General features: G+C 65.7%; 20 protein-coding genes. 12 read left to right on the plus strand and 8 right to left on the minus strand.

The window, feature by feature from the left end; genetic code table 11:
* The first annotated feature begins 7 nt into the window (after positions 1–7).
* Both FGK64_RS07545 and FGK64_RS07550 read left to right on the plus strand, forming a co-directional pair.
* A complete protein-coding gene (locus FGK64_RS07545) occupies positions 8–685 on the plus strand; it encodes a Crp/Fnr family transcriptional regulator (protein ID WP_138863207.1) in 678 nt (225 codons plus the stop codon).
* A 186-nt stretch (positions 686–871) separates the two neighbouring features.
* A complete protein-coding gene (locus tag FGK64_RS07550; RefSeq protein ID WP_138863208.1) occupies positions 872–1756 on the plus strand; it encodes an MBL fold metallo-hydrolase in 885 nt (294 codons plus the stop codon).
* 15 nt (positions 1757–1771) lie between these two features.
* Here the strand turns inward: FGK64_RS07550 and FGK64_RS07555 are convergent, their stop codons facing one another.
* From FGK64_RS07555 to FGK64_RS07575, 5 genes are read right to left on the minus strand one after another with little or no spacing between them, the layout of a single operon-like run.
* Positions 1772–2641, minus strand: coding sequence for an amidohydrolase family protein (locus FGK64_RS07555; protein WP_138863209.1), 870 nt, complete (start codon positions 2639–2641; stop codon positions 1772–1774).
* A gap of 13 nt (positions 2642–2654) precedes the next feature.
* Positions 2655–3041 (minus strand): RidA family protein, encoded by a 387-nt coding sequence (locus tag FGK64_RS07560; protein WP_138863210.1) that lies wholly within the window; start codon positions 3039–3041, stop codon positions 2655–2657.
* 11 nt (positions 3042–3052) lie between these two features.
* Positions 3053–3856 (minus strand): 2-oxo-hept-4-ene-1,7-dioate hydratase, encoded by an 804-nt coding sequence (gene hpaH, locus FGK64_RS07565; protein ID WP_138863211.1) that lies wholly within the window; start codon positions 3854–3856, stop codon positions 3053–3055.
* Positions 3857–3859: 3 nt separating this feature from the next.
* Complete coding sequence (locus FGK64_RS07570) at positions 3860–4720, minus strand: fumarylacetoacetate hydrolase family protein (RefSeq protein ID WP_138863212.1); 861 nt, start codon at positions 4718–4720, stop codon at positions 3860–3862.
* The gene (locus FGK64_RS07575) at positions 4717–5346 is read right to left on the minus strand and encodes a flavin reductase family protein (RefSeq protein ID WP_138863213.1); all 630 of its coding nucleotides are present in this window, start codon (positions 5344–5346) and stop codon (positions 4717–4719) included. The genes FGK64_RS07570 and FGK64_RS07575 overlap by 4 nt, the downstream gene beginning before the upstream one ends.
* Positions 5347–5539: 193 nt before the next feature.
* Between FGK64_RS07575 and FGK64_RS07580 the strand changes: the two genes are divergently transcribed.
* The 3 genes from FGK64_RS07580 (at position 5540) to FGK64_RS07590 (ending at position 8520) form a co-directional block, all read left to right on the plus strand.
* Positions 5540–6499 carry a Bug family tripartite tricarboxylate transporter substrate binding protein gene (locus tag FGK64_RS07580; protein WP_138863214.1) on the plus strand — a complete coding sequence of 320 codons (960 nt, stop codon included), beginning with the start codon at positions 5540–5542 and terminating at the stop codon, positions 6497–6499.
* Positions 6500–6565: 66 nt separating this feature from the next.
* Complete coding sequence (locus tag FGK64_RS07585) at positions 6566–7018, plus strand: tripartite tricarboxylate transporter TctB family protein (RefSeq protein WP_138863215.1); 453 nt, start codon at positions 6566–6568, stop codon at positions 7016–7018.
* On the plus strand, positions 7015–8520 hold the full coding sequence (locus FGK64_RS07590; protein ID WP_138863216.1) for a tripartite tricarboxylate transporter permease: 1506 nt from the start codon (positions 7015–7017) through the stop codon (positions 8518–8520). The genes FGK64_RS07585 and FGK64_RS07590 overlap by 4 nt, the downstream gene beginning before the upstream one ends.
* Here FGK64_RS07590 and FGK64_RS07595 read toward each other — a convergent pair.
* Positions 8486–9286: an IclR family transcriptional regulator gene (locus FGK64_RS07595; protein WP_138863217.1), complete on the minus strand. Its 801-nt coding sequence runs from the start codon at positions 9284–9286 to the stop codon at positions 8486–8488. The two genes, FGK64_RS07590 and FGK64_RS07595, sit on opposite strands and share 35 nt — an antisense overlap.
* Positions 9279–10196 (minus strand): LysR family transcriptional regulator, encoded by a 918-nt coding sequence (locus FGK64_RS07600; protein ID WP_171054008.1) that lies wholly within the window; start codon positions 10194–10196, stop codon positions 9279–9281. The genes FGK64_RS07595 and FGK64_RS07600 overlap by 8 nt, the downstream gene beginning before the upstream one ends.
* 93 nt (positions 10197–10289) lie before the next feature.
* Between FGK64_RS07600 and FGK64_RS07605 the strand changes: the two genes are divergently transcribed.
* From FGK64_RS07605 to FGK64_RS07635, 7 genes are all read left to right on the plus strand, one after another.
* Entirely contained in the window at positions 10290–11549 is a 1260-nt protein-coding gene (locus tag FGK64_RS07605; protein ID WP_138863219.1) for an NAD(P)/FAD-dependent oxidoreductase, read from the plus strand.
* 83 nt (positions 11550–11632) lie between these two features.
* Positions 11633–12610: a Bug family tripartite tricarboxylate transporter substrate binding protein gene (locus FGK64_RS07610; RefSeq protein ID WP_138863220.1), complete on the plus strand. Its 978-nt coding sequence runs from the start codon at positions 11633–11635 to the stop codon at positions 12608–12610.
* A gap of 62 nt (positions 12611–12672) precedes the next feature.
* Positions 12673–13146, plus strand: a complete 474-nt coding sequence (locus FGK64_RS07615) for a tripartite tricarboxylate transporter TctB family protein (RefSeq protein ID WP_138863221.1) — start codon at positions 12673–12675, stop codon at positions 13144–13146.
* Positions 13146–14660, plus strand: coding sequence for a tripartite tricarboxylate transporter permease (locus FGK64_RS07620; protein WP_138863222.1), 1515 nt, complete (start codon positions 13146–13148; stop codon positions 14658–14660). Before FGK64_RS07615 ends, FGK64_RS07620 begins: the two co-directional genes overlap by 1 nt.
* Entirely contained in the window at positions 14657–15145 is a 489-nt protein-coding gene (locus FGK64_RS07625; protein ID WP_138863223.1) for an ureidoglycolate lyase, read from the plus strand. The genes FGK64_RS07620 and FGK64_RS07625 overlap by 4 nt, the downstream gene beginning before the upstream one ends.
* Positions 15142–16833: a hydantoinase/oxoprolinase N-terminal domain-containing protein gene (locus FGK64_RS07630; RefSeq protein ID WP_138863224.1), complete on the plus strand. Its 1692-nt coding sequence runs from the start codon at positions 15142–15144 to the stop codon at positions 16831–16833. Before FGK64_RS07625 ends, FGK64_RS07630 begins: the two co-directional genes overlap by 4 nt.
* The gene (locus tag FGK64_RS07635; RefSeq protein WP_138863225.1) at positions 16826–18388 is read left to right on the plus strand and encodes a hydantoinase B/oxoprolinase family protein; all 1563 of its coding nucleotides are present in this window, start codon (positions 16826–16828) and stop codon (positions 18386–18388) included. The genes FGK64_RS07630 and FGK64_RS07635 overlap by 8 nt, the downstream gene beginning before the upstream one ends.
* 6 nt (positions 18389–18394) lie before the next feature.
* Here FGK64_RS07635 and FGK64_RS07640 read toward each other — a convergent pair whose 3' ends face one another.
* Positions 18395–19564, minus strand: a complete 1170-nt coding sequence (locus tag FGK64_RS07640; RefSeq protein ID WP_138863226.1) for a M20 aminoacylase family protein — start codon at positions 19562–19564, stop codon at positions 18395–18397.
* Positions 19565–19567 lie beyond the last annotated feature (3 nt).

Raw genomic sequence — 19567 nt, forward strand, 5'->3', positions numbered from 1 at the left:
GGTGCGCATGACCAGAACACCAGATACGGCGGATTGGACCGCATTGTTTCAGGGCACCCGTGCGTTACCGGATGCCGTGCGTGCCCGCCTGCGGGCCGAGGCGCGGACGACAACCTATCACGAGGGGGCGGTGGTATTCAGCCCCGACCGCGTGCCCGACAGCTTGCTGTTTCTGGTCTCGGGTACGATCCGGGTGTCGCAGACGTCGGACAGCGGGCGAGATATCGTGTTGTATCGGGTCGAGGCGGGCGAAAGCTGTGTTCTGACAACTGCCTGTATGCTTGCGGAAGAAGCTTATAACGCCGAGGGCCTTGCCGAAACAGAGGTGCGGGCCGTGGCTCTGCCACGTGCCGGGTTCGACAGGCTGGCGGCCGAGGAACCGGCCTTTCGCAGCTTTGTCTTTGCCGCTTATTCGCGGCGGCTGATCGACCTGTTGCGCGTGATCGAAGATGTCGCCTTTGGCCGGATCGACGTGCGTCTGGCCGAGAGGCTGCTGACCCTGGCGGGCGAAGAGCCAACGCTGACCACGACCCATCAGCAACTGGCGTCGGAACTTGGCACTGCGCGCGAGGTGATTTCGCGGGTGTTGCAGGATTTTCAGAAACGCGGGTTGATCACCCAGACACGCGGACATGTCACGTTGACCGACCGGGCGCGGTTGATGGCGCTGGCCAGGGCCGCCTGAACGGCTTTGGCGGCGTGTCGATACTCGTGCCTTGCGCCGCTGCTGGGGCAGGGCATGTGACGATAGAGGTTCTGGCCTTTGTCGCGGCGCGGATTGCGGGTATCGTTCGGACCAAGGTTCTGACGTCCGATCCGATCACACAGGCGCGCGGATCGGCGCGTGGCCGCTACAAGGGAGACCGCCAAGATGACAGACTATCCCGTGGATATGAACGTCCGGCCCGAGGTTGCATCCTTTTTCGATCCATCAACAAACACGATCAGCTATGTCGTGACCGACCCGGAAACCCGCACCTGCGCGGTGATCGATTCAGTGATGGACATCGACTATGCCGCCGGGCGGATCACCCACGATCACGCCGACCAGATGATCGCCCATATCCGCGACAAGGGGTTGACGCTTGAGTGGATCATCGAAACCCATGTCCACGCCGACCACCTCAGCGCCGCGCCCTATATCCAAGAAGCGCTGGGCGGCAAGATCGGGATCGGCGCCAAGATCATGGTCATTCAGGATACCTTTGGCAAAATCTTCAACGAAGGCACCGAATTTCAGCGCGACGGGTCGCAGTTCGACGCGCTGTTTGAAGACGGCGACACCTATCGTATCGGCAACATGACCGCCTTTGCCATGTATACGCCCGGCCACACGCCCGCCTGCATGGTGCATGTGATCGGCAATGCGGCGTTCGTGGGGGATACGCTGTTCATGCCCGATGGCGGCTCGGCACGTGCAGACTTCCCGGGCGGCGATGCGGGCGTTCTGTATGACAGCATCCAGAAGGTACTGGCGCTGCCCGACGACATGCGCCTGTTCATGTGCCATGACTACGGCCCGAACGGGCGTGACATTCAGTGGGAAACCAGCGTGGCCGAGGAAAAGGCCCACAACATCCACGTGGGCGGCGGCAAGACGCGCGAGGAATTCGTCACATTCCGGACCGAGCGGGACGCGCAGCTGGACATGCCCAAGCTGATCATCCCGTCGATTCAGGTCAACATGCGCGGCGGCACCGTCCCGCGCGACAAGGATGGTCGCGCGATGCTGAAGGTGCCGCTGAACGGGCTGTAACGGGGCAGGGCGGGCCTAGAATCCGAACAGCTTGGCCGGGTTGTCCACCAGGATCTGTTTCTGCACGGCCTCGTCGGGGGCATAGCGATAGAACAGCTCCAGCAACTCGGCATCGTTGGGGGGCTGTTTCGGCGATACCGGGTGTGGCCAGTCCGAGGCCCAGACACAGCGTTCCGGCGCATGGGCAATCAGTGCCTGCGCCAGCGGCACCACGTCATCCCAGGGCGCGCCGGTTTTCGAGATCTTCTCGCCCAGCGACAGCATCACCCAGAAGTTGCCGCGATCCAGCAGCTTTTTCAGGGCGGTGATGTTCACGTCATCCGCGCCCTTGGCGGCATCGGGGCGGCCCATGTGGTCGATCAGCACCGGGATGTCGACGCCGTCCAGCTTGCCCACGCTGTCGGCGATGCCGGTCTGCTCTGGCTGCACCTTCATGTACCAGCCCAGATCGCGCAGCTTGCCCACCGCCGCGTCGAACGCGGCATCGTCCAGCACCGCGCCCAGCGCCTGCCGAAAACTGAAGCGCGCGCCATTGATCCCGGCGGCATTCATCGTTTCCAGATAGGCGTCGTCCTTCTCGGCGAACACCAGCGCATTGGCGCAGCCCTTGTAGTTCGGACCCATTGAGGCCAGCCCGTCCAGCACCACGCTGTGATCGGCGCCATAGGTCGTTGTCTGCACGATCACGCCGCGCTCGATCCCCAGTTGGCGGTGCATGTGCAGCGCGCGCTCCCACGTCGCGGACGGCATGTGATAGGCCGCGCCGGGCCGGGTGGGGTAGGTTTCGGGGTCGCCCAGCACATGGAACTGGCTGTCGCAGGTCAGCGGCGGCGGCATCTTCGACGGTTTGCGCGGCTCGGGGTGGAACGGTTTGTAATCAGCCATCTCGGGTGCCTTCCTAAATTGCCGCGCGCGCGGTCACGTTGCATTGGATCAGTTTGCCGTTGTCCAGATCGGCCTGCATGGCCTGCCGGACGGGGCGGTTGTCGGGGTCGGGGAACATCGCCTCCCACTGGGCGTTCAGCGGCCCGCGCTGCGAGCGGTCCAGCAGCAGCACGTCAACCTTCAGAATATCTTCCGTTGTCATCCCGGCGGCGTCCAGAATGGCGCGCAGATGGGTGAACATCAGCTCGGTCTGCCGCTCCAGCCCTTCGGCTGCCTTGCCGGTCTCGGGGTCCTGCCCATAGATGATCCCGGTCATCAAAAGCCCGTCGATCATGCAGGCCGCGGGAATCGGGTTCTTGTGGCCGAACCCGTCCAGATAGATGCTGCGCCGTCTTTGCATGTGCGTTCCTTTCAGGTGAAGCTGACCGAGACCGAGCCGAGATCGCCGTAATCGGCGGTAAAAGTATCGCCGGCGCGGGCGTCTATGGGCCGGATAAACGACCCGGACAGCACGGTTTCCCCGGCGCGCAGACCTTCGCCCCATTGGTGCAGGCGGTTCGCCAGCCATGCGATGCCGTTGGCCGGGTGGTTCAGCACGCCCGCCGCCACGCCGGTTTCCTCGATCACGCCGTTGCGGAACACCAGCGCCTGCTCGCGGCGCATGTCGAAGTCCATCGGGCGCATCGGCCGTCCGCCACAGATGATCGCGCAATTCGCGGCATTGTCGGAAATCGTGTCGAACACCCGCCGCCGCGCGCCGGTGGTGCCGGAAATCCGTTCGATCCGCGCATCCAGCAGTTCCAGCGCGGGGATCACATAGGCGGTGGCATCCAGCACATCGAAGATGGTGCAGTCGGGGCCGGTCAGATCGCGGTTCAGCACGAAGGCCAGCTCGGCCTCGATCTTGGGCTCGATCAGGCGCGACGTGTCGATCTTTGCGCCTTCGCCCAGAAACATCTCGTCCGTCAGAAACCCATAGTCGGGTTCGTCGATGCCCACGGCCTGCTGCATCGCGCGCGAGGTCAGACCGATCTTGTGCCCCCGGATCACCCGGCCCGAGGCGATTTTCAGCTCGCGCCAGGCGTTCTGGATGGCATAGGCGTCCGCCATTTCCATGTCGGGATAGGTTTCCGACACCTGGGCGATCTGGGTTGCATTCGCCTCGGCGTCTTCCAGTTTCCGGGCGATGCCCTGAACGGTCTCGCGGTCCAGCATGGCCTAGCCTTTCACTTCGTCGGCCACGCCGTTGCGCAGCGTTCCGATGCCCGACACCTCGACTTCGACCACGTCGCCGGGGGCCAGCCAGACCGGCGGATCCATCCGCACACCGGCGCCCGTGGGCGTGCCCGTCACGATCATGTCGCCCGGTTTCAGGGTGGCAAAGGTCGACAGGTAGGACAGCAGGTAATCAAAGGGGAACATCATGTTGGCGGTGGTGTCGGATTGGCGCACCTCGCCATTCACGCGGGTTTCCAGCGTCATCTCGGATCCCGGGTCCAGCTCGTCGGTGGTCACGATCCACGGCCCGATCGAACCGGTGCGGTCAAAGTTCTTGCCCTGCGTCACGTTGAACTTGCCGTGGCGCAGCCAGTCGCGGATCGTGCCTTCGTTGCAGATGGTCAGGCCAAAGATATGGTCCAGCGCCGACTCGCGCGGGATGTGGCGGCCGCCCTTGCCGATCACAATTGTAATCTCGCCTTCGTAATCCAGCTGCTCGGACACCTCGGGCCGTTCCAGCGGCACGTCATGGCCCACGAAGGACGACGCCGAGCGCACGAACAGGCTGGGATATTTCGGCAGGTCCGAGCCGTCTTTGTACTCGGCGTTGCGGTTGCCGTAGTTCACGCCGATGCACCAGATCTTCTCGGGCGCGCGCACCGGGGCGGTCAGCGTGACCTGATCGAAACTCAGCGTCGGCGCGGTGTCGGCCAGCGCACGGGCCTGGTCCAGCGCATCGGCGGCGATCAACTGCGCCATGTCGGCGATGCCGTCGATCTTTCCGGTCAGGTCGATGATCCCGCCGTCGGTTGCAATGCCAAACCCGGGCGTGCCGCCCTGTTCAAAGCTGACCAGTTTCATCGTTTTTCATCCTTGTCTGTTTTTGGCGTCTGCCTGACGGACGCCATCGTTTCGATTTCGCCCAGCGTGGCATAGTTCGGCCCGCCAAGGCGGCAGATCGGGTCAAGGTCCAGCGTCTGGATCTTGCCGTTGTTCAACAGCCCGTCGCGGACGTGAAAGCGCAGGATTTCCCCCACCATGAAGCGGCTGCGCGTGTCACCGAATTCGATCACGTGGCGCAGGCGGCATTCCAGCGCGACAGGGGCGGCCTTCAGTCGCGGTGTCGCGATGATATCGCTGGGGCAGGTGTCCAGCCCCAGATGCTCTGTCTCGCTGATCTCGGGCGGGAACTCCTCGGAACTGGCGTGCACCGCCGCGATCATGGAACGGTCGGCGATATGCACGGCGAATTCCTCGCGCGCCATGATATTTTGCGCGGTATCTTTATAGGTTTGGCCCTTGCGGCCCACACTGATCCCGATCATCGGCGGTTTGGGCGACACGAAGGTGAAGGCACTGAAGGGGGCAAGGTTCACGCGGCCCTGGGCGTTCAGCGTAGTGACCCACGCGATCGGGCGCGGCACCACGATTCCCGTGAGCAGCTTATAGCTTTCCTCGGCCGAAATGTCGCCCGGATCAACAATCATGCCTGTCCTCCCAATTGCGTTACATATCAATATCGGTGCTCGGAAACGGCAAGCCGAAAACCTAATTTATTCCACGATGTGAAATTTTTCAGTTTTCATTCTTGCAAGATGAGGCCTGTTGCGGCGTCATTCACAACAGGACACGGCCAGCGGAGGAGACGGTGGCCGGAACAATTCAATGGGAGGATCCTAGATGTTGAACTGGAAAAAGTCGCTCGCCGTGCTGGCGGCCCTGTTGCCCGGCACCGTGATGGCTGCCGATTTCCCGAATGCGCCGGTCACGTTGGTGGTGCCCTATCCGCCGGGCGGCAACGTCGACAGCGCGGCGCGCATCATCGCGCCCGGGTTGGAAGAACGTCTGGGCCAGCCCATCGTCGTGGAAAACCGCGCCGGGGCAGGGGGCATGATCGCCGCCGAATACGTCAAGAACGCCGATGCCGATGGCTATACGCTGTTCATGGCCGCCAATGGCCCTCTGCTGTTTGCGCCAATGACGATGAACCGCCCCGATGCCTATGACTGGAAAACCGATTTCGCTCCCATCGGTTCGGTGTCGATCACGCCGATGGCGCTGACCGTCCGGACCGATCAAGAGGTCTCGACGCTGGAAGAACTGGTCGAGAAATCGAAATCCAGCCGCATGCTGCTGGCCTCGCCCGGGGCAGGTACGACCAACCACCTCGCCGCCGAAAAAATGAAGGCCGTTGTGGGCGCCGACTGGCGGATCGTGCACTACAAGGGCAACGCGCCGTCGATTGCCTCGCTGATCGGTGGCGAAACCGCGTTCAGCTTTGACCAGATGTCGGTGATCCTGCCGCATATCAAGGACGGTGCGGTTGTGCCGCTGGCCGTCACCTCGGCCGAACGGGTCGCGGCGCTGCCCGACGTGCCGACGCTGCGCGAAACTGGCGTGGTGGATTTCACCGCCATCACCTTTACCGGGCTGCTGGCCCCCGCCGGAACGCCGGACGATGCGATCGCCAAGATCTCTGAGGCGCTGAACGCCACGCTGGCCACCGACGAGGTCAAGAAGCGGTTCGAGGATCTGGGCTCCATCGCTTCGCCCAAGTCGCCGGCTGAATTCACCGACCTTCTGAACGAAGTCGACGAAACCTGGCGCCCCGAGGTCGAAGCCGTCAACGCGAACCGCTAAGACGGTGCTTGTGACACGGGCCGCCGGTTCACGCTGGCGGCCCGACTGACTCGTTGGGGGGGGAAGATGAACGGATTTCTCGCAATCGGAAAACGGGCCGAGCTGGCCTTTGCTGCCTTCCTGTTCGCGTTGGGCGCGATCAGTGCCTGGAATGGCTGGGCCTATGGCATCGGCCAGTGGAACGACATCGGCCCGGGCGCCTTTCCTTTTGGCCTTGGCGTGGTGTTGATGGGGCTTGCTGCGCTTGCGGCGCGCGAAGCCGGGGCCTCGGGCAGTATCGAACGCCGTCTGGCCCCCGCCATGATGCTGCTGCCGGGAATCATCCTCTGGGCGCTGCTGATCGAGCCCGTCGGGCTGATCGGCGCCACGCTGGTGCTCTGCCTGTGCTATTCCTTGGCCGAGGAACGGCTGAACCTGGTGCAGGCCGCGCTGCTGGCGCTTGCGCTGAGCGCCATGGGCTATGTCGTCTTCATCCTTGGCTTCCATCTGAACATCAATCTTCTGGGTGATCTGCTATGAGCGTGCTGTACGATCTTGCCGCCGGATTTCAGGTTGCCCTGACATGGCAGGCGCTGCTGATCTGTTTCGGCGGTGTCATGCTGGGCACCTTCGTCGGGGTGTTGCCGGGCATCGGTGCGTTGGCCGCGATTTCGCTCTGTCTGCCGCTGACCTATTACATGCTGCCGGTGCATGGGCTGATCCTGCTGGCCGGCATCTTCTACGGTGCGCAATACGGCAGTTCGACCTCGTCCATTCTGTTGAACATTCCCGGCACCCCGGCGGCGGCGGCCACCTGTATCGACGGCCATCCGATGGCCAAGAAGGGTCGCGCCGGGCAGGCGCTGTTCATCGTCACACTCAGTTCGTTCTTTGGCGGGTGCGTTGCCATCATGATACTTGTGGCCTTTGCTCCGCCGCTGGCCCGCTTTGCGCTGACATTCGGCGCGCCGGAATATTTCGCCGTGATGCTGCTGGGTCTGGTCGCGGCGTCGACCGCTTCGCCCGGTTCGCCGGTCAAGGGGCTGGCGATGATGGTGCTGGGGCTGATCTTTGGCATGGTGGGCACCGATGTGACCTCGGGCGCCTATCGCTTTACACTGGGCTATGTCGAGCTGACCGACGGCATCAACCTTGTCGCCATGGCGATGGGGCTGTTTGGCATTGGCGAGGTGCTGAGCAACCTGGCCGAGCGTGAAACCCCCGCCCCTCCGCGCAAGGGCTTTTCCCTGCGCGAGATGCTGCCCACGCGGGAAGAGGCGCGAAGCTCGGTCATGCCCGCGGTGCGCGGCTCGCTGCTTGGGTCATGGATTGGCGCGCTGCCGGGCACGGGGCCGTCGATTGCCGCCTTCATCGCCTATGCCACGGAAAAACGTATTTCGCGCACGCCGGAGCGGTTCGGCACTGGCGCTGTCGAAGGCATCGCCGCGCCGGAAGCCGCGAACAACGCCTCGGTGCAGGCGGCGTTCATTCCGACGCTGTGCATCGGCATTCCGGGCGATGCGGTCATGGCCTTCATGCTGGGCGCGATGATCATTCACGGCATCGTGCCGGGGCCCGGGTTGATTACCGAACAGCCTGATATGTTCTGGGGGCTCGTCGCCAGCTTCTGGGTCGGGAATGTGTTGTTGCTGTTGCTGACGCTGCCGCTGATCGGCATGTGGGTGCGGATCCTGTCGATCCCGCGGCAGGTGCTGTACCCGCTGATCATCTTCTTGATCTGCGTGGGCGTCTACAGCGTCAATTCCAACGTCTTCGACATCTTCGTGGCGGTGGCCTTCGGGCTGGTCGGCTTTGCCATGTCGTTGTTTAAATACCCCGTCGCGCCAGTGTTGCTGGGCTATATCCTTGGTCCGCTGGTCGAGGAAAACTTTCGCCGGACGCTGTTCATCTCCGACGGCGATTTCAGCGCCTTCGTGTCCTCTCCGGTTTCGATCACCTGCTTGGTGCTCTCGCTTGTCGCGCTGGTTCTGCCGCCGCTGCTGATGCTCAGAAGCCGGAGGCTGGCGGCGGCTCGGGGCTAGTGGCGCGGCGCGCGGCTTCTCCGATCTCGCTGGCGGCGCGGGTCAGTTGCGCCACGAGATCCGGCACCCGGTCGGCGCGCTGACGGGATGAGATCGCAATGGTGCTGACGGCCGCCACCGGGCGGCCCAGCACGTCGATGATGGGCACTGCGATTGCGCTGGTGCCCTTCACGATGGCGCGGGGAATATGCACATAGCCGCGCCGCCGTGCCTCGGCAATGCGGGCATCCAGCGTCCCGCGCGAGGTGCCGAACGGCTCCAGCCGCTCGCGGTTGTGATCCAGGATCGCCGCCACCGTGCGCCCGCTTTCCCGAGACAGCATCGCCGCGCCATTGGCGCTGATCCCCAGCGGCCGACGTGAACCGATTTCGATCGATAGCACCTGGATCGGGAATTGCCCGATGCGCCGGTCGGCACACACGGTGTCATGCCCGCTGCGGACCGACAGAAAGATCGCATCGCCCACCGTCTCGCTCAGCCACGACAGCGAGGGCGAGGCAATCTCGCGGAACCGCCGCAGTTCCGACGACAGCCCCAGAAGTGTCAGCTCGCGCCCGACGACGTAACGTTTGCCCCCTGACAGCCGCTCGACAATCCCGCGATCCAGCAGGATGCCCAACATGCGATGGGCGGTTGCAGGCGACAGCCCGGCAATGGCGCAGATGTCTTTCAGCGTGACTCCATGGGGCGATTGCGCGGCGATCACGTCCAGAATGTCGAACGTGCGTTCAATGCTTTGCGTGCCGCGCCGGGGGGTATCAGCCATGGTCCGCCCTTTCGGGATGCCCGGCGGCGATCTGGGCGCGGGTCAGATCGACAAACGCCTGTGCCACCGGCGACAGCGCCGCGCCGTCGCGTTGATAGAGGTAGAATGCCCGGTCGGCCTCGGGGCCGGAGAGGGGGCGGAATTCCACGTTGAACTGCTGGGCAAAGACGCGGGCATAGCGTGGCGCGGCAGTCAGCCCCTGGCCCGCGCCCACCATTGCCAGCGCCGTGGTCAGGTTGCGCACCCGCACCTGCGCGGCCCGTGCCCCGGGCGCCCGCGACCACAGCGTGCGCTCCAGGTGCAGGCTGAATTCGTCGGAATAGTTGATCCACTGCGGCGCGCTGCCCTCCGTCGCCTCAAGCATCGCCTCGGGCGACAGGATCGGGCTGCCGCGCGGCACCACCAGCTGCATGGTTTCATGCCAAAGCGGGGCGCGCGCCACGCCGCTGGGCAGGCTGCGTTCCGGTCCGATGCCGATCTCGGCGGCGCTGTCGGCAATGGCACTCACAACGCTGTCCACCGTCACGTCCGACAGGTCCAGCTCGATCGCGGGGTGCTGGCGGGTGAACCGGGCGAGCAGGGGCGGAAGCCACGAACAGGCCAGCATCGGCGGCACTGCCAGTCGCAGCGTGCCGCGATGCAGGGCGCGCAGGTCGGCGGCGGCCTCCACCACGTTGCCTACGTCGCCCAGGATGCGCGCCACGGTCGGCAGAAGCCGCGCGCCGGTCTCCGTCAGTCGGGCCGAGCGGTGCACCCTGTCAAACAGCACAAGGTCCAGTTCCTGTTCCATCTGCCGCACCAGCATGCTGACCGCCGATTGCGTCAGGTTCATCCGCTGCGCCGCCTCGGTAAAGCTGGATCCGGCGGCGACCGCATGGAATGCCTGCATTTGACGCAACGAGATACGCATAAGGTTATCTGATCCAACTATCCGATTAATTCGTTTGTATTGTGATTTCATCGCGCTGACAATGATCCTGACCAAGCAGGAAAAGGGCAGCGCGTGCATCTGGCAGTTATCGGAACCGGCATCGTGGGCGTGGCGACCGCTGCATGGGCGCAGCGCGACGGGCATCGCGTCACCTTCATCGACCCGCGCGAGGCGGGCGAGGCCTGTTCCTTTGGCAATGCCGGGTCGCTGTCGCCCAGCGCGGTGCTGCCGGTGGGGATGCCCGGCATGTGGAAGAAGGTGCCGAAGTGGCTGCTGGATCCGACCGGGCCGCTGGTCATCCGCACCAGCTATCTGCCGCAGGTTCTGCCCTGGCTGATGCGGTTCCTGCGCCATTCGACCGAGTCCGAGGTGACGCGCATCGCCACCGCCATGCGGGGCCTGCTGGCGCCGGTGTTCGATGCCTACATGCCGCTGGTGCAGCGCGCCGGGAACGGCGCGGGCGATCTGATACAGCGCGAGGGCTGTCTGTATGTCTATTCCTCGCGCGAGGTGGCGCAGCGCTGGAAGTGGGGCGCCGACCTGCGCCGCAGCCTTGGCGTGACGATGGAGGAAATCGAGGGCGAGGCGCTGTTTGCGTTGGAACCTGACCTCCGCGGCAGTTTCGCCTTTGGTCAATTCGCGCCCGACAATGGCGCGACGACGGACCCCTCGGCGCTGGTCAAGGCGATCTACGATCAGGCGATGCGCGACGGTGCGGTGCACCTGCGCCAGCGCGTCACTGGCTTTACGCGCGGCAACGGCGGGGTCCGCGCGGTGCAGCTGGATGGCGGTCCGCCGCTGGATGTGGACGGCGTGGTGGTGGCGGCCGGGGCGTGGTCGGCCGTGCTGGCCGCCGAACTGGGCACGCGGCTGCCGCTGGAAACCCAGCGCGGCTATCACGTCACGCTGCCCAATCCGACGGTGCAGCTGCGCCGCAACGTGATGGCGGTGGAACAGAACATCATGGTCAACCCCATGCGCATGGGGCTGCGGCTGGCAGGCACGGTGGAACTGGCCGGGCTGAAGGCCGCGCCGAATTACGACCGCGCCGCGGCGCTGCTGAAGAAGGGGGAACAGATTTTTCCCCGCCTCACCTCGGATGGGCATACCGTCTGGATGGGGCACCGCCCGTGCTTCCCCGACAGCATGCCGGTGATCGGACGCGCGCCGAAGGCCGACAACGTCTGGTTCGGCTTTGGTCACGGACACGTCGGCATGTGTGGCGGCGCCTCGACCGGGCGCGAGCTGGCGAACCTGATTTCCGGGCGCGCACCCGAGATCGATCTGGAACCGTTCCGCGCGGATCGGTTCAATGGCTGGGTCGGCCTATGACCCGCAAGACCCATCGCATCACGATGGCATACAAGGGGGCGACGCAAATGGGCGCCCCGACACCTCAACAGGGAACCAGAACCATGATCCATACCGTCAAGACCCTGCTGGCCGGCGCCTCGCTTGCGCTTGGGCTGGCCGCGCTGCCTGCGCTTGCACAGGATGACTATCCGACCAAGCCGATCTCCTTCGTCGTGCCGTTCAACCCGGGCGGGTCGACCGACCTGCTGGCGCGCAAGATCGGAGAATCCCTCGCCTCGCAATTCGGCCAGCCCGTTGTGGTGGAAAACCGCGCCGGGGCCGGGGGCACGGTGGGGGCGAACTATGTCGTCCGCTCGGACGCTGATGGCTATACGCTGCTGATGGGCGTCACCGGCGCCAACGCGATCAGCGCCGCGCTGCGCAGCGATCTGCCCTATGATCCGGTGACGGAATTTGACCCGGTCAGCATCGTCATCAGCTCGCCCCTCGTGCTGGTCGTGCGCGCCGACAGCGATTTCAACACCGTGCAGGACGTGATCGATTATGCCAAGGCGAACCCGGGTACCTTCACCCACGGCACGCCGGGCGTTGGCACCTCGATGCACATGACGGGCGAGCTGTTCGCGCTGGAAACCGGGACCGAGCTGCTGCACATCCCCTACAAGGGCAGCGCCGAAGCCCTGCAGGATTTGCTGGGCGGTCAGCTGGATTCGATGTTTGCCGACATTCTCGTGACCTCGGAATACGTGAAATCGGGCGATCTGCGCCCGCTGGCGGTGACCGGCACGCAAGAGCATTTCCTGCTGGAAGGTGTGCCCACCATGGCCGAGGCCGGTATTCCGGGATTTGCCGCCTTCTCGTGGCAGGGTGTGTTCGCCCCCGCTGGCACCCCGCCCGCAGTGCTTGACAAGCTTTATGCCGGTGTGTCGGCCGCGCTGGAAACGGAAGAGCTGAAAGAGATGTTCGCCCAGCGAGGGTTCCTCGTGGAAGGCATCGACCCGGCCGCGTCGAAGGCCTTTATTGCCGACGAGGTGGCAAAATGGACCAAGGTTGTCGAGGCCGCGGGCCTGCGTCAATAATCCATGGTGATGCGGGGCGGGCCTTGGCCCGCCCCTTCGCGTGATACGGTGAAGGCAGGGGCATGGGGCAAGGTGCAGTGAACAAACGGCAGATCGCCGCGCTGGTGGTGGTGCTGGGGGGCGTGGGGTTCGCCGCGCTGGCACATGGCTATCCACAGGGCAGCCTGCTGCGCCCGGGGCCCGGGTTCCTGCCATTCAACATTGGCATCCTGTTTGCGGCGCTGGGCGTTGCAATCCTGATCGAGGAAATCCGCGCCGCCCGCCGCGGCGGTGAGCCGGCCCCCGAGTCGCCCGACGAACCCGGCAGCCTGCGCGCGGTGCTGGCGATTTCCGCCGGCATGATCGCGCTGGCGCTGCTGCTGGAACGCGGCGGGTTCATCCCGGCGATGGCAGCGATGTTCGTGATCGTCGGGATGGCCGAGCGGGGGCGCAACTGGGCCGCGCTGGCAATCAGCTGCCTGTTGATGGCGGTGTTTGGTACCGTGCTGTTCATCTGGCTGCTGGGCGTGCCGGTGGCCGTGCTGGGGGCGTCGTGATGGAGGGGTTTCTGGCGCATGTCCAGTTGGGCCTTGCCACCGCGCTCAGCGCCGAGGCTCTGCTGTTCTGCTTCCTTGGCGTGACCGTCGGCACCATCGTCGGCGTGCTGCCCGGCATCGGCGCGCTGGCGGCGATTTCGCTGGCGCTGCCGCTGACCTATTACCTTGATCCCACCGTTGCGCTGATCATGCTGGCGGGCATCTTCTATGGCGCGCAATACGGTGGCTCGACCGCATCGATACTGCTGAACCTGCCGGGCACGGCGACTTCGGCGATCACCTGCCTTGATGGCTATCCGCTGGCGCAGAAGGGCAAGGCGCCACTGGCGTTGTTCGTGACAGCCATCAATTCGTTTGTCGGATCGTCGTTTGCCATCGTGCTGGTGATGGGGTTCGCCCCGATGATCGCGGCGATCGCGCTGAAATTCAGCTCGGCCGAGTATTTCTCGGTCATGCTGTTCGGGCTGATCGCGGCCTCGACCATGTCTGTCGGCTCGCCGCTCAAGGGGCTGGCGATGGTGGTTTTCGGGATCGCGCTGGGGCAGGTCGGGACCGATGTGAACACGGGCATGTTCCGGTTCAACTTTGGCATACTGGAGCTGGCCGACGGATTCAGCCTTGTCGCCGTCGCCATGGGCCTGTTCGGCGTGGCCGAGATAATGTCGAACGTGGGCCAGCCCTCGGGCGCGCCGATGAACGTGAAAGGCATGCGGTTTCGCGACATGCTGCCCACCCGGCCCGAGTGGCGCCAGATCTGGATGCCGACGCTGCGCGGCTCGGCCATCGGGTCGTTCATAGGCGCGCTGCCGGGCACAGGGCCGGGGATAGCCTCGCTCATGGCTTATGCCACCGAAAAGCGCGTCTCGCGCGCCCCGTCGGAGTTCGGACAGGGCTCTCTGGCCGGGCTGTCGGCGCCCGAGGCGGCCAACAACGCCTCGGTGCAGGCGGCCTTCATCCCGACGCTGAGCCTTGGGATCCCGGGCGATGCGGTGGTGGCGGTGCTGATGGGGGCGATGATCCTGCATGGCATCCAGCCGGGGCCGAACCTGATCAATGACCAACCCGCGATGTTCTGGGGTCTGATCATGAGCTTCTGGATCGGGAACCTGATGCTGCTGGTGTTGAACGTGCCGCTGATCGGGTTGTGGGTGCGGCTGCTGTCGATCCCCTACAGCCTGCTGTATCCGGCGATCATCCTGTTCATCTGCATCGGGGTCTACAGCGCCGACAACAACGTGTTCGACATTTACGTCGTTCTGGGGTTTGGCGTGCTGGGCTATCTTATGCGGCGCTATGGCTACCCGGCGACTCCGGTCTTGTTGGGGTTCATCCTGGGTCCGCTGCTCGAGGAACATTTCCGCCGGGCCATGCTGTTTTCGCGCGGCGATCTGACGGTGTTCCTGCAACGCCCGATCAGCGCGGCGTTCCTGCTGCTGGGGGCAGTCTTCCTGCTGTCGATCTTCCTGCCGGGGCTGCGGCGGCGGTTTGCCCTGCGGCGCGGAACGCGGGGATGAGGCCGGTTCCGGTCGAGCCGTTGACGGCACAGGCGTTTGCCCCATTCGGCACGGTGCTGGAGCCGGGCGGCGACAGCGCGCGGCTGATCCGGGATGGTGCGGTGCGTCTGACGCAGTTTCCGGGGGTTCTGGGCCATGATGCGGCGGCATCTGATGTGGCGTTCGATTACTACGACGTGCAGCCGCAGGACGGGCCGCTGACCCTGCACCAGGCCGAGCGGCACCCGTTTTCCGACCAGCTGTTCGTGGCGCTGAACGGCGCGCGGTTCCTGGCGGTGGTCTGGCCGGAGGATCCGGCCACCAGCGACCCCATCGGCTTTGTCGGCGCCCCGGGGCAGGCGGTGATCTATCGTGCGGGCGTCTGGCATCACGCCATCGTGGCGGTTGCGGGCGAGGCGCTGTTCGGCTCGCTGATCTGGCGTACCGGGCGCGGGGATGACACCGTGTTTGCCGCGCTGGATAGCGGCTGGACCGTCGCGCCATGACTTTGGTGGCGGTTGACCTCGGGGCGGAGTACGTCGACGTGGCCGTGCTGTCGGGTGGAGAGTGTTCCGTGTGGAAAGCGGCGGCCGACACCACCGATCCGGCTGGTTCGGTGGTGTCGGCCGCCGCGGTTGCGCTGGAACGCACCGGTCTGTCCCTGTCGCAGGTGGCCGAGATGCGGCTGGGAAGCACCACAGGCGTCAACGCCCTGTTGCGCCGCGATGGGGCGCGGGTGGCGCTGATCACGACGCGGGGGTTTGGCGATGTGTTGACCTTGGCGCGACAGAACCGGGCCGATCTGTATGACCCGGTCGCGCGCTCGCCCGCGCCGGGGTTTCTGGCGGCGCGGGCCGATACATTCGAGATCGGCGGCCGGATCGGCGCGGACGGCGGTGAGGTGGAGCCGCTGGAGCGTGCCGCGATCACCGCCATCGCAGAAGCCTGCCGTGCGCGGGGGATCGCGGACATCGCGATCTGTCTGCTGTTTGCCCATGTAAACCCGGCTCACGAAGTGCAAATTGAAGAGATGCTCCATTCGGCGGCCCCTGAGCTTCGCATGTCCCTGTCGCATCGGGTTGATCCGCAGCCGCGCGAATATGAACGCACCGTCTCGACCTGTCTCGAGGCGTTCCTGTCCCCGGCCGAGACGCGCCTATTGGAAGAGATCAACATCGGGTTAGGCGCGCGCGGCTTTGCCGGGCGGTTGATGTTAGCCAATTCGCGCGGCGGGTTGGTGCCGGTCGATATCGGCCGGGCCACAGTCTCTCGCCTGCTGGGCGGAGGACCGGCAGCGGTTCTGCGGCTCGCATCGGCCGTGGCCACCGAGGCTGGCGCTGGCATCGCGATCTCGCTGGATGTTGGATCGACCAGCAGCGACATCGGGTTGATCCGGCGCGCCGAGCCGCCCGAGGTGGAAGAGGCGGTGTTCGCCGGTGTGCCCCTGCGCCAGCCGATTGCGGATATCACCAGTGTCGCCTTGGGCGCGCGCAGCCTGTTTGACGGCGTGCCTTTGGGTGAGGCCACAGACACGCTGCCGAACGCCGCGCGCGACCTGCTGGTGCAGGCCATCGTGAGCCATTGCGTGCGCCGCAATGCGGATCCGGCTCAAGCTGCTTTGATCGCCAGCGGCGGGTTGGGCCCTGCGCTGGCTATACACGTGGCCGGGGTGCTGGGGATAACGCGGATCCTGCTGCCTGCCGCGCCCGAGGTGGCGGGCGCGCTCGGGTTACTTCTCTCGGCGTCGCTGGCCGAGTCACGGGTGTCGCTGCAAGCAGGGTTTGACGTGCTGGAAAATGGCGCTCTGGCGCGGTCTTGCGCCGAACTGGCCGAGGGCCTTCCCAGCGGGCAGGTCTTGTTTTTTGCACAGGCTGCGCCGACGGCGAACATGCATCGGGTTACCCTCGGGCTGGGCGCTGATGTGCCAACCGCCACGTCGCTGCGCGGGGCGTTGAACGATTATTTCCGCGAGATGTTCGGGATCGACTGTCCGGGCGAAGGGTACCTGTTTGCCCTGATCGCACGGGTAAAGGGCGATGATGCGCAACCGCTGCCGCAGGTCAGCCCGCCGCCTCGGGCCGAACCGGGTGGGGTGCGCACCGCGCTTGGCGCGGTTCCGGTGCCGGCGGGCTGGTTAGTGGCCGCAATCACGCCAAGCCACTTGGAACTGCGCAAGGATCACGCCGATGGATGATGCCGGGCTGAGGGTGTTCCAGCTGCGGCTGGATGGGATCGCGCAGATGATGCAGGAAACGCTGTTCCGCTGTGCCGTGTCGCCCGTAGTGCGCGAGGGCAACGATGCCTCGGCCGCGCTGTTTGCAACGGATGGAGAGGTGCTGGCACTGTCCGATGCGATCCCGCTTCTGCTGGGCGCGTTGCAGGGCACGGTGGCGGCGATCACCGGCATCTACCCGGTGGCGCAGATGCGCTCGGGCGACCTGTTCGTGATGAACGACCCCTACAGCGGCGGTACCCATCTGCCCGACCTGACGGTGGTGATGCCGGTGTTTCACCAGGGCACGGTGATCGCGCTGGCGGCGACGATCCTGCACCATCAGGACGTGGGCGGCAGTCGCGCCGGGTCGGTCCCGCCTGATGCGACCGAGATTTACCAGGAGGGATTGCGCCTGCCGCCGATGCGGCTGGGGCAGGGTGGGCAGATCGATGATGGGATGCGCCGCCTGATCGCGGCCAACTCGCGCGCGCCCGACACGGTGCTGGGCGATATCGGTGCACAGATCGCCGCCGCCAATCGCGCGGCCACGGCGCTGGGCGCGCTGGCGGGGGAAACCGGGGCGCAGGCGTTCATCGCGCGCGGGCTGGCCTGCCGCGACATGGCCGAGCGGCTGATCGGGCGGGTACTGTCGGCGCTGCCGCCGGGGCCGTTTGACGGGCTGGACGGGCTGGATCCGCACCCCGATTTGGGCCAGATCGACATTCGCGTGCGGCTGTCGCTTGAGGGCGGCAAGTTCGATGTGGATTTCACCGGCACGTCACCGCAGGTCAAGGCGCCGATCAACTGCGTGCGCTCGGGGCCGCTGGCGGCAGCTTTCTACAGCCTGCTGTCACTGGCCGGGCCCGACGTGGCGCGCAATGGCGGTGTGCTGCGGGCGCTGCGGCTGACGCTGCCCGAGGCCTGCGTGATCAACGCCAGCCCCCCGGCGGCGGTGAATGCGCGCATGGGGGTGGTGCGGGCCACGACCTCGGCGGTGTTGCGGGCGGTGGCGCAGGCCGCGCCGAGCCGGATGCCCGCGGCGAATTCGGGCATGTCCTATGTTCTGGCCTTTTCCGGGAAGGGGGCCGATGGCGCACCGTTCCTGGTGACCGAGATCATCGCAGGCGGGGCAGGCGGCGGCCCCAACAGGCATGGCACGCCGGGCGTTTCCACCGATGTGGGCAACGCGATGAACATGCCCGGCGAAGGGCTGGAGGCGATGGCACCGGTGCGCCTGCTGCGCGCCGAAGTGCGCGCCGGGTCAGGTGGTGACGGGCTGTTCAAAGGCGGCGACGGGATCACCCGAGAATACCTTGCGCTGGCCGATGACATTGCCGTGTCTCTGCGCGGCGACAGGTTCCTGCGCGTGCCCGAGGGGCTGAACGGCGGCGGCGCGCCACGCCCAGCGCGGGCGCGTTTGATCGCGGCGGATGGCTCCATGCGCGCGCTTGCCTCGCGCTCGGCGGTCGTGCTGATGCAGGGAGACCGGCTGCTGGTGGAAAGCAGCGGCGGCGCCGGGTATGGCGCCGCCTGATCCGTCCTAGCCCAGCGGCAGGCGTTGGCGCACCAGCGTGGTCCAGTAGGAACAGCCCCAGGCGATCACGTCGTCGTTGAAATCGTACTTGGGGTGGTGCAGCCCGGCCGAGGGGCCGTTGCCCACGTTGATCATCGCGCCCGGCACCTCGTTCAGCATGAACGAGAAATCCTCGCCCCCCAGCACCGGCGGCATGTCGAGCGAGACGTTCTCGACGCCCGCCACCTCTTGCGCGGCCTGCGCGGCCAGCTGGGTTTCGTGGTCGTGGTTCACCGTCACCGGGTACATGCGGATATAGTCGAGCGTTGCCGTCGCGCCAAAACCGGCGGCGATATTGGGCACGATGGCAGCCAACTGGGCCTCGATATGGCTGCGCACCTCTTCACGCAGGGTGCGCACGGTGCCGGTGATGTCCAGCGTCTGGGGGATCACGTTGAAGGCGTTGCCCGCGTGGATCGTGCACAGTGACACCACCGCGTTGTCCATCGGATCGACGGTGCGGGCGGTGATCGTCTGCACCGCGTTGATGATGGCGGCGGCAATCGGGAAGGTGTCGATGGTTTCATCGGGGCGCGCGGCATGGCCGCCCCGGCCTTCGATGTGGATGCGCACCTCGTCCACCGAGCCCATGATCGGCCCGGGCGCGATGGTGAACTGCCCGACCGGCAGGTTGGGGCGGTTGTGCATCCCGTAGACCTCGTCGCAGGGCCAGCGGGTGAACAGCCCGTCGTCGATCATCGCCTTGGCCCCGGCGCCGCCTTCCTCGGCGGGCTGGAAGATCACGATCACCCGGCCATCGAACGCGCGGCTTTCGACAAGGTGGCGCGCGGCGCCCAGCAGCATGGTGGTGTGCCCGTCATGGCCACAGGCGTGCATCTTGCCATCCACGGCCGAGGCCCAGGGCTTGCCGGTTTCCTCGTGGATCGGCAGCGCATCCATGTCGGCGCGCAGCCCGATGGTGCGCCCCGAGGTGTTGCTTTGCCCGTGGATCACGCCCACCACGCCGGTGCGCCCGATGCCTTCGATCACTTCATCCACGCCCGCGGCGCGCAGCGCCTCGGCCACCGTGGCGGCGGTGCGGGTCACATCGTACAGCAGTTCCGGGTTCTGGTGCAGGTCGCGGCGAAACGCCGTCAGCTGCTCGACTTCCTTGGCGACCCAGTTTTCAACGGCCATGGC

This window comes from Arenibacterium halophilum, from assembly GCF_005938225.1.
GTDB lineage: Bacteria > Pseudomonadota > Alphaproteobacteria > Rhodobacterales > Rhodobacteraceae > Arenibacterium > Arenibacterium halophilum.

What these genes read in the sequence shown, in the direction of transcription:
- FGK64_RS07625 (WP_138863223.1), top strand. Translation starts at nt 14,657, where the DNA reads ATGAGGCCGGTTCCGGTCGAGCCGTTGACGGCACAGGCGTTTGCCCCA.
- FGK64_RS07575 (WP_138863213.1), bottom strand. Translation starts at nt 5,346, where the DNA reads ATGATTGTTGATCCGGGCGACATTTCGGCCGAGGAAAGCTATAAGCTG.
- FGK64_RS07590 (WP_138863216.1), top strand. Translation starts at nt 7,015, where the DNA reads ATGAGCGTGCTGTACGATCTTGCCGCCGGATTTCAGGTTGCCCTGACA.
- FGK64_RS07610 (WP_138863220.1), top strand. Translation starts at nt 11,633, where the DNA reads ATGATCCATACCGTCAAGACCCTGCTGGCCGGCGCCTCGCTTGCGCTT.
- FGK64_RS07560 (WP_138863210.1), bottom strand. Translation starts at nt 3,041, where the DNA reads ATGCAAAGACGGCGCAGCATCTATCTGGACGGGTTCGGCCACAAGAAC.
- FGK64_RS07635 (WP_138863225.1), top strand. Translation starts at nt 16,826, where the DNA reads ATGGATGATGCCGGGCTGAGGGTGTTCCAGCTGCGGCTGGATGGGATC.
- hpaH (WP_138863211.1), bottom strand. Translation starts at nt 3,856, where the DNA reads ATGCTGGACCGCGAGACCGTTCAGGGCATCGCCCGGAAACTGGAAGAC.
- FGK64_RS07640 (WP_138863226.1), bottom strand. Translation starts at nt 19,564, where the DNA reads ATGGCCGTTGAAAACTGGGTCGCCAAGGAAGTCGAGCAGCTGACGGCG.
- FGK64_RS07580 (WP_138863214.1), top strand. Translation starts at nt 5,540, where the DNA reads ATGTTGAACTGGAAAAAGTCGCTCGCCGTGCTGGCGGCCCTGTTGCCC.
- FGK64_RS07615 (WP_138863221.1), top strand. Translation starts at nt 12,673, where the DNA reads ATGGGGCAAGGTGCAGTGAACAAACGGCAGATCGCCGCGCTGGTGGTG.
- FGK64_RS07570 (WP_138863212.1), bottom strand. Translation starts at nt 4,720, where the DNA reads ATGAAACTGGTCAGCTTTGAACAGGGCGGCACGCCCGGGTTTGGCATT.
- FGK64_RS07545 (WP_138863207.1), top strand. Translation starts at nt 8, where the DNA reads ATGACCAGAACACCAGATACGGCGGATTGGACCGCATTGTTTCAGGGC.
- FGK64_RS07550 (WP_138863208.1), top strand. Translation starts at nt 872, where the DNA reads ATGACAGACTATCCCGTGGATATGAACGTCCGGCCCGAGGTTGCATCC.
- FGK64_RS07630 (WP_138863224.1), top strand. Translation starts at nt 15,142, where the DNA reads ATGACTTTGGTGGCGGTTGACCTCGGGGCGGAGTACGTCGACGTGGCC.
- FGK64_RS07555 (WP_138863209.1), bottom strand. Translation starts at nt 2,641, where the DNA reads ATGGCTGATTACAAACCGTTCCACCCCGAGCCGCGCAAACCGTCGAAG.
- FGK64_RS07595 (WP_138863217.1), bottom strand. Translation starts at nt 9,286, where the DNA reads ATGGCTGATACCCCCCGGCGCGGCACGCAAAGCATTGAACGCACGTTC.
- FGK64_RS07620 (WP_138863222.1), top strand. Translation starts at nt 13,146, where the DNA reads ATGGAGGGGTTTCTGGCGCATGTCCAGTTGGGCCTTGCCACCGCGCTC.
- FGK64_RS07600 (WP_171054008.1), bottom strand. Translation starts at nt 10,196, where the DNA reads ATGCGTATCTCGTTGCGTCAAATGCAGGCATTCCATGCGGTCGCCGCC.
- FGK64_RS07585 (WP_138863215.1), top strand. Translation starts at nt 6,566, where the DNA reads ATGAACGGATTTCTCGCAATCGGAAAACGGGCCGAGCTGGCCTTTGCT.